Source organism: Campylobacter concisus (assembly GCF_050447445.1).
In the GTDB taxonomy this organism is placed as follows: domain Bacteria; phylum Campylobacterota; class Campylobacteria; order Campylobacterales; family Campylobacteraceae; genus Campylobacter_A; species Campylobacter_A concisus_BI.
The window spans coordinates 894405-910628 of the sequence record NZ_JALMFW010000001.1; the positions used below are offsets into that span (position 1 = coordinate 894405).

Sequence of the window (16224 nt, forward strand, 5' to 3'; positions counted from 1 at the left end):
CTGCGTGTTAGAATACGAGCCTAATTATTATTTTAAAGGAACTTTTATGTTTGAAGATAATGCGATCTTAACCACACTAAGCGATAAAGTAAATGACCTGATCACAAAATATGACGAACTTTGCAAAACGAACGAAGAGTTGCGTAATGAGATCGTAACTTTAAAAGCACAAAATGAGGCAAAAAGCAATCAAATCATGCGTTTAGAAGAGGATCTTGACAAGAAAAATACCGAAGCTGACGATGTAATGAGAAAAATCGAAGCTGTCCTTGGCAGATAAGCTTGGCTAAAATATGAAAAAAATCACGCTCACGATATCATCTCGCGACTACACGATCACGCTTGATGATGATTTTGCTAAATTCTTTGAAGATGACTGGCAAAATTTAATGGGCGGGCGCCAATTTATTGAGCCAAAAGAGCTTTTAAATGCCTTTATAGAAAAATGTTATGAAAATTATGCTGTGATAAAGGCAGTAAAAAATTTAACTGGCAATGTTGATGAGATATTAAAGCGAGAAGAGAGATGAAAAGACGAGCTTACACCTTGCTTGAGCTAATATTTATAGTAGTTATACTAGGTATTTTAAGCACAGTCGCTATACCTAGGCTATTTTTTTCTAGAAGCGATGCTACTATCTCAAATGCCAAAACTCAACTTGCCGCTATTAGAAGCGGAATTTCACTAAAATACAATGACAATATCTTGCAAGCAAAGCCAGAATTTCCACAAAAGCTAGACGATGGTGATCCAAGCAAACTCTTTAAAAATGTTATAAATATACCGATAAAAGATAGCGGCAGCAAAAATGGCTGGCACAAAATAAGCGATGACAAATACACATTTAGACTAGATGGCAAAGTAGCAAATTTCAAATACGACAAACATACTGGTGATTTTGGTTGCAGTGATGAAAATGAAATTTGCAAATCACTTCAGTAATGCATTATTACATACTCGCATTTTATGGGCTAAATTTAGCCCCACTCACTTATGAAAGCGATCAAAAACTAGAAAAATTTCAAGGCGTAAAGGCTTCTTTAAAAGGAAAAATTCTTACTGCTTTTATCGTAAACGAGACTGGCAAACCAGAGTTTAAAACAAGTAAAATTTTAGAAATTCTACCGATTAATCTAACTTCAATGCAAAGCGAATTGGCAATATTTATCTCAAAATATTACACATGCGAGCTTGGCGTCAGCCTAAATTTATTTGAACCAAATGACACCATTACAGCAGATAAAATTTATGAAAATCAAAATTTTAATGTCGCACCCAAACTAAGCGAAAAGCAGCAAGAGGCTTTGGATTTTATAAACAAACGTAAAATTTCACTCATCTTTGGCGACACTGGAAGCGGAAAAAGCGAGATTTACATCGCTAAGATCAGAGAAATTTTAAATGCAGGTACTCAGGCGCTATTTTTAATGCCTGAAATTTCACTCACACCACAAATGCAAAAGCGTCTTGAGAGATTCTTTGGCGAGGCGGTAGCAGTCTGGCACTCAAAGATCACATCAAAGAAAAAAGAGCAAATTTTAAAAGATATAAAAAGTGGAAAAGTTTGGCTCGTTGCAGGTGCGAGATCGGCTTTATTTTTGCCACTTGAAAAACTAAAACTCATCATCATCGACGAAGAACACGACGATAGCTACAAAAATACAGGCTCAAAACCTCACTACAACGCAAGAGATCTTGCCCTCTTTTTAACTAGTAAATTTGATCTACAAGTGGTGCTTGGAAGTGCCACGCCAAGTCTTACTAGCTTTTACAAGCAGGAGCATTTTCGCTTAAAAGGGACATATTTTGATTCGCAAAAAAATTACATTTTTGATGAGAGCGAGACTGGAATTAGTGAAATTTTAAAAGATGAAATTTCAAAAACACTCGCGAATAAAAAGCAAGCTGTCATCTGCCTGCCAACAAGGGCAAATTTTAAATATCTAGTCTGCAAAAACTGCGGTGAAACGCTAAAGTGCCCATTTTGCAGCATCGGTATGAGCTATTACAAAAAACAAAACGTGCTAAAGTGTCAATACTGCGAGCATAAAATGGCTGTGCCAAAGACCTGCCATCAGTGCGGTAGTGAGATGATAGAGGCCAAAAAGATCGGTACGAGCGAGCTACTTGAGAGGTTGCAAAATGAGTTTGCAAACGCTAGGATCGCTAAATTTGACAGGGACGAGATAACGACGCAAAATAAGCTCGTAAAGGCCTTAAAAGAATTTAACGACGGCAAGATAGATATCTTGCTAGGCACGCAGATGCTAAGCAAAGGGCATGATTATCACAATGTAGAGCTTGCCGTCATCATGGGCTTTGATGAGCTTTTAAATTTTCCTGATTATAAAGCCAGAGAACGAACACTTGCTCTTGCCATGCAAGTAGCTGGCAGAGCTGGCAGAAATGGGGTTGGCAGAGTTATCATTCAAAGCAAACAAAGAGAATTTTTTGAGAGCTACATCAGTGATTATGACGTATTTTTAAAAGATGAGATAGATTATAGAAAAGAGCTTTATCCGCCATTTACTAGGCTTCTTCGCATTATCATCTCGCATAAAGATGAAAACATAGTAAAAAATACAATAAATGAATTTGTACAAAGAATAGAACCTTTAAGAAGCGATGAGCTTGAGATCATAGGATACGGAAAGTGCCAGATAGAGTATCTTGGAAGCAAATTTAGATATGAAATTTTACTTCGCTCAAACTCTCATATACCTCTTTTAAAAGCTGCAAACCTCTGCAAAAGCGAGCTTAGTGATATTGATATAGATCCAGTCAATTTTAGTTAAAAATGCTAGTCTAAAAACTATCCAACAAAGACATGGCAAATTTTAAAAATAGACATATAGAGAAACCTAATGCTTATGAAAGCATTATGGAATTTGATAAGTTGGCTATAAAGAGTAAGTAAAATTTTAGAAACTACATCCAATAAAAATACTAATTTTTATAAACTATTAAAAATAAATTTTCAAGCCTTTTAAAAGCCATTTTTCTTTATAATCCCCAATAAAAATTTAAAGGCAAAATTTTGCAACGATACCCAACAAAACAGATAAAAATTCGCAATGTTTTAATAGGCGGTGACGCACCAATATCCGTGCAGTCGATGACCTTTTCAAAAACAAAAGACGTAAAAAGTACGCTTGAGCAGATACAGCGGCTATATTTTGCAGGCTGTGATATCGTGCGCTGTGCGGTTTTTGACAAAGAGGACGCCAGCGCGCTAAAGCAGATCGTTGCGGGCTCGCCTATTCCAGTCGTTGCAGACATTCATTTTAACCACACCTACGCGCTTATAGTTAGCGAATTTGTCGATGCTATCCGCATAAATCCTGGCAACATCGGCTCAGCCAAAAATATAAAAGCAGTCGTTGATGCCTGCAAACAGCGAAATTTACCTATCCGAATAGGTGTAAATTCTGGCTCGCTTGAAAAGCAGTTTGAGGACCGCTACGGCCGCACAGTTGAGGCGATGGTAGAAAGTGCGATGTATAACATCAAGCTTCTTGAGGATTTTGACTTTACAGATATCAAAATTTCACTTAAATCAAGCGACGTCGAGCGCACTATGCAAGCTTACAGGGCACTTCGTCCAAAGACAAACTACCCATTTCATCTAGGCGTAACAGAGGCAGGCACCACTTTTCACGCGACTATCAAGTCTGCGATCGCACTTGGCGGGCTACTACTTGAAGGCATCGGCGATACGATGAGAGTTAGCATCACTGGCGAGCTTGAAGAGGAGATCAAAGTCGCAAAGGCGATCTTAAAAGATAGCGGCCGCCAAAAAGAGGGGCTAAATATCATCTCATGCCCAACTTGTGGGCGTTTGCAAGCTGATCTAATGGCGGCAGTAAAGCTCGTAGAAGAAAAGACAAAAGGTATAAAAGAGCCACTAAACGTTTCAGTTATGGGCTGCGTGGTAAATGCCATAGGTGAGGCAAAAGGGGCAGATGTTGCCATAGCATTTGGAAAAGGCAATGGCATGATCATGCGTCACGGCGAAGTGGTCGCAAGACTGCCTGAGAGCGAGCTTGTAGATAGATTTTTACAAGAGATCGATGACGAGATAAAAAGTAGAGACTAAAGGAAAAGTTGTGGCAAAGCAAAGAGTTAACGAGATAGAATTTACCAACCTTTACGACATTGATATGGAGCGAGCTATACTAAGCTCCATTTTGCAAAACAACGATATTTTAGGTGAAATTTTTGACATTGTTAAGGCAAAGGATTTTTATCTAAAAGGGCATTCGCAAATATATGATGCAATGGTAGCATGCCTAAATAGCGATGATCCCATAACTATGCCATTTTTAAAAAATAGACTTGGCGAAAAATACGACGAAGAGCTAATACTAGATATTTTGGGCACAAATTCCCTAATAGACATTCAAAAATACGCAAACGAACTAAGAGAAAAATCCATAAAAAGAAGTCTTATAAAGATCGCTCACAATATACCAAGTAAAGTAAATGAAGATAAGCCAAGCCGCGATATGGTCGATGATCTTAGTCAGGAATTTTACTCTTTGATAGAAGGTGGAAGCACTGGAGTTATAAAAGAAGGCAAAGAGATCATCATGAAAATGATGGATCATATTAATGCTCAAGCCTTGCTTGGTGAAAAAGATATCGTTGGACTTGATACTGGATTTAAAAAGCTAAATGAGATGATAAAGGGCTTTAAAAATGGAGACCTCATCATCGTCGCAGCTCGTCCAGGCATGGGAAAAACGACACTTTGTTTAAATTTTATGAGTCAGGTTTTAAAAAATAATGCTGGAGTTGTTTTTTTCTCGCTCGAGATGCCAGCTGAGCAGATAATGATGAGAATGCTAGCGAGCAAGACCTCTATCCCACTTCAAGACATAATGACTGCAAAGATGGATGATGAAGCGTTGGCTAGATTTAGCGATGCTTGCGAGGAGTTTGCTGCTAGCAAGCTTTTTGTGCATGATAGTGGCTATGTAAATATCCATCAAGTAAGAACGCAAATGCGAAAACTAAAGGCTATGCATCCTGAAATTTCACTTTGTGTGATCGACTACATCGGTCTTATGATGAGTACAAATAACTACGCTGATCGTCACGTCCAAATAGCTGAAATTTCTCGTGGATTAAAGCTTTTGGCACGTGAGCTAGATATGCCAATCATCGCTCTTTCTCAGCTAAATAGAAGCCTTGAATCTCGCGCAAATAAACGCCCTATGCTAAGCGATCTAAGAGAGTCAGGCGCAATCGAGCAAGATGCTGACATCATTCTTTTTGTCTATAGAGATGAGTTTTATCTAGAACAAGAAGAAAAAGAGAAAGAAAAACGCGCAAGTGCCGAGGGCAAAGAGTACAAGAGCAATCATGTCTTTAATAAGCTTCAAGAAAAGGCCGAGATCATAGTTGGTAAAAACAGAAATGGTGAAACTGGCTCAGTTGATGTGCTCTTTCAAAAGCAACACTCAAGATTTGAAGATATGTCTGCAATGCCAGTATCTGATGTTTCATTTGAAGGCTGATGCGTTTTAAAGCTTTAAAAAATAGAGAAATTTTTACTATATTTTGTCTGTTTTGCCTTTGCGTTTTTTCTATAAATTTGGCTATTAGCTACCATAAATATCAAATTTTTATGGACAAAGGCGAACAAGAGCTAACAGCAACCGTGATTTCTGGCTATGAAAAGCTTGGAGATGACGGCAAGAAAAGGCAAATTTTAAAGCTTAAGACTGATGAGTTTTCATTTTATACGCTTGGAGCTAAAACAGATGACTTTAAAGCTGGAGATAATATATTTCTAAGCGTCATAAATTTAGACGTTAGTTTTAAAGACTATCTTGCTTCCTCCTTTTACATGCCTAGCTTTTCACGCGAAAAACTGCCACAAAAAGCCACGCTAAATATCAACCAAAAATTACAATCACTCATCTACGCCCAGCATGAAAATAGTAAAATTTCACAGCTATACTCGGCTTTATTTTTAGGCACAAGTATTGACGGCAAGCTAAGAGATGACGTCTCGCACCTTGGTATAGCACATCTTATAGCCATAAGTGGCTATCATTTAGGTTTCATAAGCGCAGTTATATTTTTTGTATTTAGGCCGCTTTTAAAATTTTTATATGCGAGGTTTTTACCTTTTAGAAACTACAACTTTGATCTAGCCATTATCGTTTTTATAGTCTTGTCATTTTACTTTTTTATAATAGGCTTTATACCAAGCTTTTTGCGAGCGTTTTTAATGAGTATTTTAGGATTTTATTGCACGTTAAAAGGCGTCAAAATTTTAAACTTCAAAACACTTTTTATAGTGGCACTTATTAGCATATCGCTCTTTCCGCAGCTACTTTTTAGCGTAGGTTTTTACTTTTCACTTATAGGCGTTTTTTACATATTTTTATACTTTAAACACCTAAAAGATAAATTTTCGCCTTTCATTCATCTTATACTTTTAAATTTATATGTTTGCTTTGCAATGGAAATTTGCGTGCTTTATTTCTTTCCGCTCATTAGCTTACAGCAGCTTAGCGTCCTTGCTATCAACTACATCTTTAGCGTTTTTTATCCATTAAGTGCTGCGCTTCACATCGCTTCGTATGGCGACATCTTTGATGGATTGCTAAATAATGTTTTAAATTTTAGACTAAGCTCGACTAAAATTTTCGTGCCAGCTATTATTTTTATCTTTTATAATATCGCTTCACTTCTAGCTATAAAATTTAGATCCATATTCTACATTTTGCCACTATTTGGACTTCTGTGTTTTGCTATTGCCAGCTATAAAATTTACGCCTAAGCGATCTTCATACCATAAAATTTCATTATCTTGTTGTGAATTATCAAAGATATATACATTATAACAGCGCCTAAAATTAGCCTAGTCAAGTTTGTATCCTTTTGCCAAAAGACTAAATTTACGATGATGGCGGCTGGAATGAGAGCGTTATTCATGATGGCAAGCACGCCGCTATCAACTTCGCAAGCACCTTTGTTCCACATAAAATACCCTAGCCCACTAGCGACCACTCCAAGCCAGAGAAGCACTAAAATTTGCGTTGAAGTAAGTGAAAATTTGGCTGGATTGCCAAGAGCAAGAAGCGCAACGACAGCTACAAAAAATGCACCAAAATGAAAGTAGCCAAAGACATTTTTTTGATCCACGTCAAATTTTTCTAAAAGTGCTTTATATGCGCTCTGCCCTGCTCCAAAGCAGATATTTGCCGCTTGCACTAGCAAAAAGCCCTTTAGCACGCCCTCGTTGATCGCGCCATACTTTATGACAAGTGCCCCAAAAACCGCCACACCCACGCTAAAAAGATAAAGTGGCCTAAATTTAAAGCTAAATGCGTCATAGATAAGCGTCACGTAAAACGGCGTAAAAATGGTAAAAAGTGCGACTTCTGGCACACTTAGATACAAAAATGAATTGTAATAAAATAGATACATAAGCCCTATTTGCACCGCTCCAATCGCCATTATGCCAAATGCTAGCTTTGGACTGATGCCACGAAATTTTGTAAATGGCAAAAAGACTAAGCTCGCAAGCGCAACCCGAATAAAAACAGCCAAATAGCTATCAACCTTGCCAGCTAAAAACTCACCTATCAAACTAAAGCTAAACGCCCACAAAATGGTTACAAAGATCAGTTTATTCAATTATCACCTCATTTATTTTTCTTGCACATTCAAAAAAATACTCAAGCTTATTTAGCTCAAGCAAATCGCCATCAAGTATAAAATTTGCCCTATCACTAAAATTTTTCTCACTCACAAACAAAAATTCTTCATATTTTATCTCGCCATCAAGATAGCCATTTAACAAATCAATAAAATCACTATCAAGCTTATCTTGCTTCAAATCTTGCAAATTTAACTTTGCATTTAAGCCTTTGATCGTGCTTTCTAGCTCTTTTAGGCGAGTGATTATCCTATTTTCTTCATCGCTTAGATCAAGTGCCGCCTTTTGCTCTTCAATGCGTTTAACTTGACTTTGCTTGCTAAGACTTAAGCTATCAGGCAGCTTCCACTCAAACTCCACTCTAGGCTTGTTCGCATCAGCGTAAGCACCTATCATCTGCGAAGTCGTCCTCTCACCTTTTTTAAAGCTGTTATTATTCACACTTTGCGTATCTTTTAAGTAAATTTTTGGAGCAAATTTACTCTTTTGCTTCTCATTTTCTTGCTCTTTTATAAATTTTTCTTGCTCCATCGCCCCAAGTTTTGCGCTTATATCATCTTTACTAAAATCTGGCATCATTATCTTTGAGCCAGCGTTAAAGCCGATCTCGCCGTTTGAGAGTAAATTTATCCTTGAGTTTAGCTCAGCTAGCTTAAGTCCAAGCTCGTCTAGCTCGGCTCTTTTTTTATCAAGAGTGAAATTTATCGCATCAAACTCAGCTTTATTTATCTCGCCATACTCAAACCAAAACTCATTTTCAGCCGCAGCCTTAGCAAAACTATCTACAAATTTTGTCTCTAAATTTATAAGCGAATTTAGGGCAACGGCATTAAAATAGACCTTTGCGACCTGAAAAGCAGTGAGATTCATCAGCTCTTCATCTTTGTAAATTTTCTCCACGCCCTTGTGGTCTAAAATTTTATCAGCAGCCTCGCTCGCACCGCCGTCAAATATGAGATACTCAACCTTTGCCGTGATCGATCCCGCCTTTGTCATATATCCGCCCTTTATCTCATCAGGCACAAATGTATATCTGCCATCAAGGGATAAATTTAGCTTTTTGCTTTTATTTTTATTTATGTATTCATTTTTATTAAATTCTTTCAAACTCTCAAGCCTTGCACTTTGCGCTAGAGCGATGATCTCTAGTAAATTTCCAGCCCAAAGAGGCAAGGCAAAGAGCAAAACAGCTAAAATTTTCTTCAAATTCTCTCCCTTTCATAAAATTTTCTTATAAATTTATCAAGATTATAGACCCATGCAAAGAGCACTGGCACGACAAGCAAGCTTAGTAAAGTCGAACTAATGAGCCCAAAGATGATGCTTATAGCCATAGGTGAGTTAGCTTCAAAGCCAGCACCCCTGCTAAGCGCAAGTGGCAGCATAGCAAATATCATCGCAAAAGTTGTCATCAAAACAGCCCTTAGTCGCTTTTTAGCAGCCATTTTCACAGCTTCGTTTGCCTCTATGCCGCTATTTGCAAAGTGGTTTGCAAAATCAACCACCAAAATGGCGTTTTTACCGACCATGCCAAAGAGCAAGATGACGCCAACCATGACAAATAGGCTAAATGGATTGCCGCTTATAAAAAGTCCGATCACGACGCCACAAAAGGCAAGCGGCATAGCAAGCATGATGAGAAATGGCAGCAAAAAGCTCTCATAAAGTGCGGCAAGCACCATATAAATAAGCACCGCACTCGCACTCACCGTAAATATAAAAGAAGCGTTTGTATCATCCATCAGCTCAACAAATCCTAGAAATTTATACTTGAAATTTGCTGGCAAAATTTCATCAAGCTTCTTTGAAATTTCATTTGCCACGCTATTTAGCGGCGCGTTGTTTTTGGTATTTGCTAGAAATTTTATCTCATCAGCTCTATTAAATCTCGAAATACTAGCTGGCTTTTGCTCAAAACTAATCGTCGCCACATCGCCAAGTGTGACAAAAAAGCCCTCATTGCTTCTTATCTTGGTCTTTAAGATATCATTTGTATCGCTTCTAAATTTATCATCAAGACGCATGTAAAGCTCATACTCTTTGCCATTTTCGTTTTCAAAAACAGAGACCTCATTCTGGCTAAATGCGCTATAAACGGCGCTTGCAATGCTGGCTTTGTCTAAATTTAGCCTCTTAGTCTTATCTTCATCGATAGAAATTTGCACACGCTTTAGCAGATCTTCTTCAGGCGAATTTACATCCGTTGCGTCATTTATCTCTTTTAGCATCTTGCTGATCTTTGGTACAAATTTCTCTAGATCTTTGCCATTTTCAGATGTGATAGTAAGCTTAACTGGCTGCACATCGCCACCTTCAACCACTGGAAGATCAGCTACGATAACGCTCATATCATCACTTTTTAGCTTGTCGCGAAACCTCTGCATGATAGCGTTTTGCCGCTCGTTATTAGCTCTATCTTTTAGCTCCTTTAGCCTAACGTAAGCCTTTACAAGATAAGGCTGCTTGGCGTCTGTGTAGCCAAGGATGAAGTAGGCGTAAGCGACCTGAGGATCGGCGTTTATGAGTGAAATTTTATCTTTTAGCCTCTCTTTGCTAGCTTGCAGGCTAAGTGAAGGATCAAGCTTAAAGTAGATGTTAAACTCCGAGTTATCCTCGCTTGGCATGAAGTCGCCACCTACAAATTTAGCTAGTCCAAACGAGCAAACAACGACCACAAGCGTTATGGCTAAAAATATGAGCTTAAATTTAAGCGCTAAAGTTAAAAGCTTCTCGTAGCCATTTTCAAGCGCTTCAAAAAATGGCTCGCTCTTTATATAAAATTTGCTCTCCTTAGCATCTACAAACCTAGCACTAAGTGTCGGCACAAGAAATATACTCACAAAAAACGAGATGACGATGCCAGCTGCTACGCTCATCGCAAATGAGTTAAAGTACTTGCCAACGATGCCACTCATAAAGGCTATTGGCACAAAGACGCAAAGCAGCACGAGTGAGATCGCAAAGACGCTAAATGCTATCTCTTTTATGCCTGCAAAGCTTGCTTTTAAGGCGTTTGGCTCATCTTTTAGCTTGCTAGCGATATTTTCAGTGACAACTATCGCATCATCGATGAAAATTCCAATACCTAGCGTTAATGCGATAAGACTTAGGCGGTTGATGTCGTATCCTAGGGCATTTATGATGAAAAATGTTGCCACTATGCTAGTTGGTATCGCCACGACTGAGATGATGGTGATCGAGAAATTTCTTAAAAATAGATATACGATCACGATGGTTAGCAAGACGCCAAGGATCATATCAAAGGCGGTTTGATCGATGTGCTTTTGTATTACTTCGCTCTTATCATAAGCTATTTTTACGTCGTATTCGCTGCCAAGCAGGCTTTTAAACTGATCTAGCTTTGACTTAGCTAGAGCGATCACGGATAGAGCGTTTGCATCTGGAGCTAGCTCAAGACCAAGTAAAACGCCACTTTTTTTATCCATTATCGCAGCTTCGTTTGCGTCTTTGTAAGCGAGATCAACGCTTGCGATATCTTTTAAAAAGACCCCTTGTTTGATTGTTAAATTTCTTATCTCATCTATGCTTTTGGCGCTAAAATTTGACTTGATCGCCATTTGAATTTGCTCATTTTCTATCTTGCCAAGTGGCGCTTTTAGATTTTCAACCTTTATTAAATTTGCCACTTCGTTTGCACTAAGAGCGTTTTTATCAAGCTTAAATCTATCAAGTAAAATTTTTACCGCTGGCTCCAAAAAGCCATTTGTCTTGACCTTTGAAACGCCGCTTATACGCTCCAAAAATGGCTTTGCCACGTCATCTATCTCTTGCATAAGCCTAGTTTCGTTGCCATCAAGCCTTGTGATAAAGAGGCTAAAGACAGAAGATGAGAGACCATTTAGCTTTTCTATCTCGTAGTTCGAGCTAAGTCTCGCCTTTTGCATCTTGTCACGGACGTCATTTGTGGCACTCTCTAGGTCTTTGTTTAGCTCAAATTCGATGCTAACCACACTTAGGTTATCAAAGCTTGTTGAGTAAATTTTCTTGATACCTTCAATACTTGAAATTTCATCTTCGATCTTTTGTGTGATCTTAGTTTTTATATAGTTCATATCGCCATTTGCGTAGGTCGTGATCTTGACGATTGGGATATTTACTTGCGGGTATAAATTTACATTCATCGTCTTTAGCGAGTAGATGCCAAAGACAACGAGGCTTAAAAATATCATAAGTGTGGTTATGGGGCGGTTGATGGCTGTTTTTATCATTTATTTTCGCCGATTATCACTTTTCCTTGACCAAACATGCCTGGCTTTAGCCCCATATCGTAAGCCTGGACGTAAAATTTCCTAGTCTCTCGCTTGATCTCTGGATAGATAAGAGCGATTTTTACCTCTTTTTCATCGCTTGTTGCGTCAAGCCTAAATTTAAATGTATCGCCAATCTTTACCAAATCTACATATTTTTCGTCAATTGCTATTAAAATTTTTGCCTCATTTGAATTTAAAACAAAAGCTAGACTAAGCGGCGAAACACCCTCTCCAAGCTCAATGTTTTTACTAGCGATAACGCCATCAAATGGAGCCTTTAAAACAGCTTTTTTAAGGCGATCTTGCGCATTTAAAATGGCAATTTGAGCACTTTGAACCCGAAGTATCGCTTCGTCAAATTTATACTTTACCTCGTCAAATTCTTGCTTTGAAGTGACGTCCCTTACTTGAGTAAATTTATTTAAAGTATTTTTTGCAAATTCACTAGCGTTTTTTGCCAGCTCAAGATCATTTTTTGCCTTTTTAAGAGCGATTTCTAGACTGCTTTGATCAAGAATAGCTAAAGCGTCACCCTTTTTAACGTGACTTGATACATCTACAAAAATTTTATCCACCTTGCCACTGCTCTCAAATGCGAGCTTTGAGCTTTGCTTGGCATAGACTTCAAAGTCAGCAAAAATTTCTTCACTAGCAAATGAAAAAATGCCAAATATCATCAAAATTATCAGCTTTTTCAATCTCTAATCCTCTCCAAAATCGGCTCACCATTTTCAAAAAAAAACTCCGCTTTTTTGATTTCAAGCTCATCCTTTGCGCTCTCAAAAAGGCTAATGGCATCAAATTTTTGAGAGAGTGCCTCAAGCAGGTCGCTATATCCCAAAAGTCCAGAGTTATACTTTTCATAGCTAGCTTTTAATGCCGAATCGCTTGCTCTTACATATTCGTTTAGTGAAGCGATTTTTGAAGCAAGCACTACGATTTCACTTTGCAAATTTTTAAGCTTTGTCTCGTTTTCACGCTTTTTATACTCCAAATTTAGCCTTGCCTCATCAAGTGCGATCTTTTGGGTTTGACTCATCTTGCTAGTGGCGAAAAAATCAAAAATTTTCCATTTAAAAGCGATACCAAATTTATTACCATGAGTATCTTCTTTTAGGTATTTATCCACGTATGAGCGGTAAGAACTAAGCCTGCCTAGATCGATATCGTAATTATTTTTATAAAATCCATATGTGTCATAAAGCAAAATTTGGGGCAAAAAACCAGCCTTTGCCTCGCTAAGCTTGGCCTCACCTAAAAATATATCTTGGCTTAGTCTATCAAGCTCAGCATTCTTTGAAGCTAAATTTGAGCTAATATCAGCCATCTTTGCTCCAGCTACTGGCAAAATTTTCTCATCAGTTAGCAAATTTATCTCATTTAAAATTTGCTCCATTTTGTTTTTGTATTCAAGCTGCGTGCTATTAGCTAAGTAATATTTAGCTCTTACATTTTCAAGCTCATCTTTTGCGGCAAGGCCTGCAATGTTTGCCTTCTCAAGCTTATCTAAAACACCTTTTAAAAAATTTGCTTGAGCCTGTTTGGCTGTGATTATATTTTCAAGCGCAGCTGCGTTAAAGTATAAATTTACAGCCTTAAGTGCAAGATAGTTTTTGGCTTCATCACTAGCGATCATGGCTTTGTTTTTTAAAAGCTGGCTCATCTTTAGCCTAGCCTCTCTCGCTCCGCCATCATAAAGCAAAAAATCAATTCTAGCTAGCACGCCAGCTGACTCTTTAGCGACTACACTTGGAAAAGTGCTTGCATTTTTACCATATGAACCCTCTAGTCTAAGGCTTGGCATATATGAGCTTAATGTAGCTTCATCGTTTAAATTTGCTCTTTTTAACTCAAGCTCTTTGATCTTTGAAATTTCATTTTGCGTTGCTTTGTTTGCGATCACGCTTAAATTTGAACCAAGCAAAAATACCGGCAAAAAAATGAATAAAAAATTTTTCATTAGTGAAAGCTTTTTACAAGATTTCCTATTAGTAAATTCCAGCCATCAACAAGCACGAATATGAGCAGTTTAAATGGCAGTGAGATCATTACAGGAGGAAGCATCATCATACCCATGGCCATTAGCACTGAGCTTACGACCATGTCGATGACAAGAAATGGCAAATAGAGCAAAAACGCTATCTCAAAAGATGTCTTTAGCTCACTTATCATGAAAGCTGACATTGCAATACTTAGCGGTATCTCTTCGATATTTGCTGGATTTTGTAAATTTCTAATCCTAAAGAAAAGTGCAAGGTCTTTTTCTCTTGTGTTTTTTACCATAAATTCTTTAAATGGCTTTAAGCTTTTATCAAGCATCTCTTCATAGCCTATTTGCTCAGCTATATAAGGCTTTATGCCATCATTATAGCTCTTTTGCCCAACTGGCTCCATGATAAAAAATGTAAGAACCATCGCAAGCGAGATAAGCACCGTTGAAGGCGGAACTTGTTGCGTTCCCATAGCCTGGCGTAAAAAGGAAAAGACAATAACAAGCCTTAAGAAACTTGTCATCATAAAGATAAGCGAAGGAGCGAGTGCAAGTGCGGTGAGGATTAGTAAAACGTTTAGAGAATTTACAAGTTGCTCGGCATTTGTTGGAGAATTTAGACTTAAATTTATAGTTGGTAGCGCAGGATCAGCCCCAAAAACCGTGCAAAGTAAAACCGCTAAAGCAAGCAGTGCTTTCACGACTAATTCCTCATATCAAGGATACTTTTCTTAGTAGCCTCTTTATTTTTTGGCTCAAGCGATATAAAGTGAATTTCTACTCTATTGTTCTTAGCTCTGCCATCTTCTGTGCTGTTGCTAGCGATCGGATCAAACGAAGCTTTGCCAGAAGCTATTATTCTATTTTGTGGCACGCCATCGTTGATTAGCTCTTCAACCACACTTAAAGCCCTTGCAGTTGAGAGCTGCCAGTTATTTTTATAAGCTGAGTCTTTACTTGGCTCTATATTATCTGTATGGCCGATGATATCGGCTTTTACATCATTAGGCATTTTCGCCACAATCATGCCTATTCGTTTTAAAAATAGCTTCGCATCTTCGCCAGAAATTTCAGCACTATCCTTATCAAAAAGCATAGCCGCTGGAAGCCTTACGATAAAGCCATCTTCGCTCTCTTCCATAGTGATCTCAGGTGCCCCGCTAGCAGCTAGCAGCTCATTTATCTTTTTAACATTCATATTTAGCTCACTTTGTGAGCCCTTTTGCTTACTTATCTTTTTTGCACGAGTATTTTCTGGATCTGTCTCTTTTTCTATCTGATTTTCAGGTCTAGCACCGCCTTCAAGTACGCTTAGAGCGCCAGCTAGCGAGCCAACAGCAGCCTCCATCTTTTTAGCATCCATTGTTGCCATCGAAAGAAGCAAAACGAAAAAGCAAAGCAAAAGCGACATGAGATCGCCAAAAGTAGCAAGCCACTCAGGCATACACTTTGGACACTCTTTAGGATCTATTAATTTACCCATTATTCAAACTGACTTTTTCTATCTTTTGGTGGTAAAAACGCCAAGAGCTTAGCTTCAAGGGTTCTTGGATTATCCCCTGCTTGTATCGCCATGATGCCCTCTAAAATGACTTGTTTTTCAAGTGCCTCGTCAGAGTCACGTATTGAGAGGATATTTGCCACAGGTGCACCGATGATGTTACCTATCATCGCACCATAAAGTGTCGTAAGCAAAGCAACCGCCATTGATGGACCGATCGCACTAGGATCTGACATGTTAAGAAGCATCGCAACAAGACCTATTAGAGTACCGATCATACCCATCGCACCAGCAAAACCGCCAATTTGTTCAAAAATTTTAATGTTATTTGTATGTCTAGCACTAGTTTGGTCTATGTCAATCTCTAAAAGCGCTCTTATAGCATCTGGCTCGTTACCATCGACAGCCATTGAAAGCCCTTTTTTCAAAAACTGATTTGTTTCGTTATTTACTTCGCTCTCAAGTGCTAGTATTCCATCGCGTCTAGCTTTTGTAGAGTAATCAACTATCTTTTTTATAGTCTCAGGCAAATTTACAACAACAGGTGGCTTAACGGCAACACCATAAAATTTACCAATACCTTTAAGCGTCTCCATCTTGAAGCCAACCATCATAACGCCGATAGTACCACCAAAAACGATCATCACAGAAGGAATATCGATGTATGGTCCTATACCAACGCCTATCGCCATTGATCCAAACAAAAGCACCAGGGTCAAAACCCAGCCGACGACGGTTCCTAAATCCATTTAAACTCGCTTTATTTATAAATTCTTAAGAATTGCT

The 16224-nt window shown here is 38.3% G+C and carries 15 protein-coding genes; 7 read left to right on the plus strand and 8 right to left on the minus strand.

Annotation, left to right across the window (positions count from 1 at the left end; all coding sequences use genetic code 11):
• Positions 1-46 precede the first annotated feature (46 nt).
• The 7 genes from MTT30_RS04680 to MTT30_RS04710 all read left to right on the plus strand — a co-directional run bounded on the left by MTT30_RS04680 (position 47) and on the right by MTT30_RS04710 (position 6794).
• Positions 47-280, plus strand: coding sequence for a cell division protein ZapB (locus tag MTT30_RS04680; RefSeq protein WP_021091279.1), 234 nt, complete (start codon positions 47-49; stop codon positions 278-280).
• 13 nt (positions 281-293) lie between these two features.
• Positions 294-530, plus strand: a complete 237-nt coding sequence (locus MTT30_RS04685) for a hypothetical protein (protein WP_054196819.1) — start codon at positions 294-296, stop codon at positions 528-530.
• On the plus strand, positions 527-943 hold the full coding sequence (locus MTT30_RS04690) for a type II secretion system protein (protein WP_429801156.1): 417 nt from the start codon (positions 527-529) through the stop codon (positions 941-943). The genes MTT30_RS04685 and MTT30_RS04690 overlap by 4 nt, the downstream gene beginning before the upstream one ends.
• Entirely contained in the window at positions 943-2796 is a 1854-nt protein-coding gene (locus tag MTT30_RS04695; RefSeq protein ID WP_429801811.1) for a primosomal protein N', read from the plus strand. The genes MTT30_RS04690 and MTT30_RS04695 overlap by 1 nt, the downstream gene beginning before the upstream one ends.
• Positions 2797-3038: 242 nt before the next feature.
• On the plus strand, positions 3039-4097 hold the full coding sequence (gene ispG / locus MTT30_RS04700; protein ID WP_429801157.1) for a flavodoxin-dependent (E)-4-hydroxy-3-methylbut-2-enyl-diphosphate synthase: 1059 nt from the start codon (positions 3039-3041) through the stop codon (positions 4095-4097).
• 10 nt (positions 4098-4107) lie between these two features.
• Positions 4108-5520 (plus strand): replicative DNA helicase, encoded by a 1413-nt coding sequence (locus MTT30_RS04705; RefSeq protein WP_429801158.1) that lies wholly within the window; start codon positions 4108-4110, stop codon positions 5518-5520.
• The gene (locus tag MTT30_RS04710) at positions 5520-6794 is read left to right on the plus strand and encodes a ComEC/Rec2 family competence protein (RefSeq protein WP_429801159.1); all 1275 of its coding nucleotides are present in this window, start codon (positions 5520-5522) and stop codon (positions 6792-6794) included. The genes MTT30_RS04705 and MTT30_RS04710 overlap by 1 nt, the downstream gene beginning before the upstream one ends.
• On the opposite strand, the gene MTT30_RS04715 is transcribed toward MTT30_RS04710, so the two are convergent.
• Genes MTT30_RS04715 through MTT30_RS04750 form a run of 8 tightly spaced genes read right to left on the minus strand, consistent with a single transcriptional unit; the run spans position 6791 to position 16187 of the window.
• On the minus strand, positions 6791-7654 hold the full coding sequence (locus MTT30_RS04715) for an EamA family transporter (protein ID WP_429801160.1): 864 nt from the start codon (positions 7652-7654) through the stop codon (positions 6791-6793). The genes MTT30_RS04710 and MTT30_RS04715 overlap by 4 nt on opposite strands.
• Complete coding sequence (locus MTT30_RS04720) at positions 7647-8882, minus strand: TolC family protein (RefSeq protein ID WP_429801161.1); 1236 nt, start codon at positions 8880-8882, stop codon at positions 7647-7649. Before MTT30_RS04720 ends, MTT30_RS04715 begins: the two co-directional genes overlap by 8 nt.
• Complete coding sequence (locus MTT30_RS04725) at positions 8879-11905, minus strand: efflux RND transporter permease subunit (RefSeq protein WP_429801162.1); 3027 nt, start codon at positions 11903-11905, stop codon at positions 8879-8881. Before MTT30_RS04725 ends, MTT30_RS04720 begins: the two co-directional genes overlap by 4 nt.
• Positions 11902-12645 (minus strand): efflux RND transporter periplasmic adaptor subunit, encoded by a 744-nt coding sequence (locus MTT30_RS04730; RefSeq protein WP_429801163.1) that lies wholly within the window; start codon positions 12643-12645, stop codon positions 11902-11904. Before MTT30_RS04730 ends, MTT30_RS04725 begins: the two co-directional genes overlap by 4 nt.
• A complete protein-coding gene (locus MTT30_RS04735) occupies positions 12642-13907 on the minus strand; it encodes a TolC family protein (RefSeq protein ID WP_429801164.1) in 1266 nt (421 codons plus the stop codon). The genes MTT30_RS04730 and MTT30_RS04735 overlap by 4 nt, the downstream gene beginning before the upstream one ends.
• Complete coding sequence (gene fliP, locus MTT30_RS04740) at positions 13907-14629, minus strand: flagellar type III secretion system pore protein FliP (RefSeq protein WP_374048483.1); 723 nt, start codon at positions 14627-14629, stop codon at positions 13907-13909. The genes MTT30_RS04735 and fliP overlap by 1 nt, the downstream gene beginning before the upstream one ends.
• Before the next feature lie 11 nt (positions 14630-14640).
• Positions 14641-15420: an OmpA/MotB family protein gene (locus MTT30_RS04745; RefSeq protein ID WP_429801165.1), complete on the minus strand. Its 780-nt coding sequence runs from the start codon at positions 15418-15420 to the stop codon at positions 14641-14643.
• A complete protein-coding gene (locus tag MTT30_RS04750) occupies positions 15420-16187 on the minus strand; it encodes a motility protein A (RefSeq protein WP_429801166.1) in 768 nt (255 codons plus the stop codon). Before MTT30_RS04750 ends, MTT30_RS04745 begins: the two co-directional genes overlap by 1 nt.
• Positions 16188-16224 lie beyond the last annotated feature (37 nt).

Coding starts and splice junctions, on each gene's coding strand:
- MTT30_RS04725 (WP_429801162.1), bottom strand. CDS start 11,905: ATGATAAAAACAGCCATCAACCGCCCCATAACCACACTTATGATATTT.
- MTT30_RS04735 (WP_429801164.1), bottom strand. CDS start 13,907: ATGAAAAATTTTTTATTCATTTTTTTGCCGGTATTTTTGCTTGGTTCA.
- MTT30_RS04695 (WP_429801811.1), top strand. CDS start 943: ATGCATTATTACATACTCGCATTTTATGGGCTAAATTTAGCCCCACTC.
- MTT30_RS04690 (WP_429801156.1), top strand. CDS start 527: ATGAAAAGACGAGCTTACACCTTGCTTGAGCTAATATTTATAGTAGTT.
- MTT30_RS04680 (WP_021091279.1), top strand. CDS start 47: ATGTTTGAAGATAATGCGATCTTAACCACACTAAGCGATAAAGTAAAT.
- MTT30_RS04745 (WP_429801165.1), bottom strand. CDS start 15,420: ATGGGTAAATTAATAGATCCTAAAGAGTGTCCAAAGTGTATGCCTGAG.
- MTT30_RS04710 (WP_429801159.1), top strand. CDS start 5,520: ATGCGTTTTAAAGCTTTAAAAAATAGAGAAATTTTTACTATATTTTGT.
- MTT30_RS04750 (WP_429801166.1), bottom strand. CDS start 16,187: ATGGATTTAGGAACCGTCGTCGGCTGGGTTTTGACCCTGGTGCTTTTG.
- MTT30_RS04685 (WP_054196819.1), top strand. CDS start 294: ATGAAAAAAATCACGCTCACGATATCATCTCGCGACTACACGATCACG.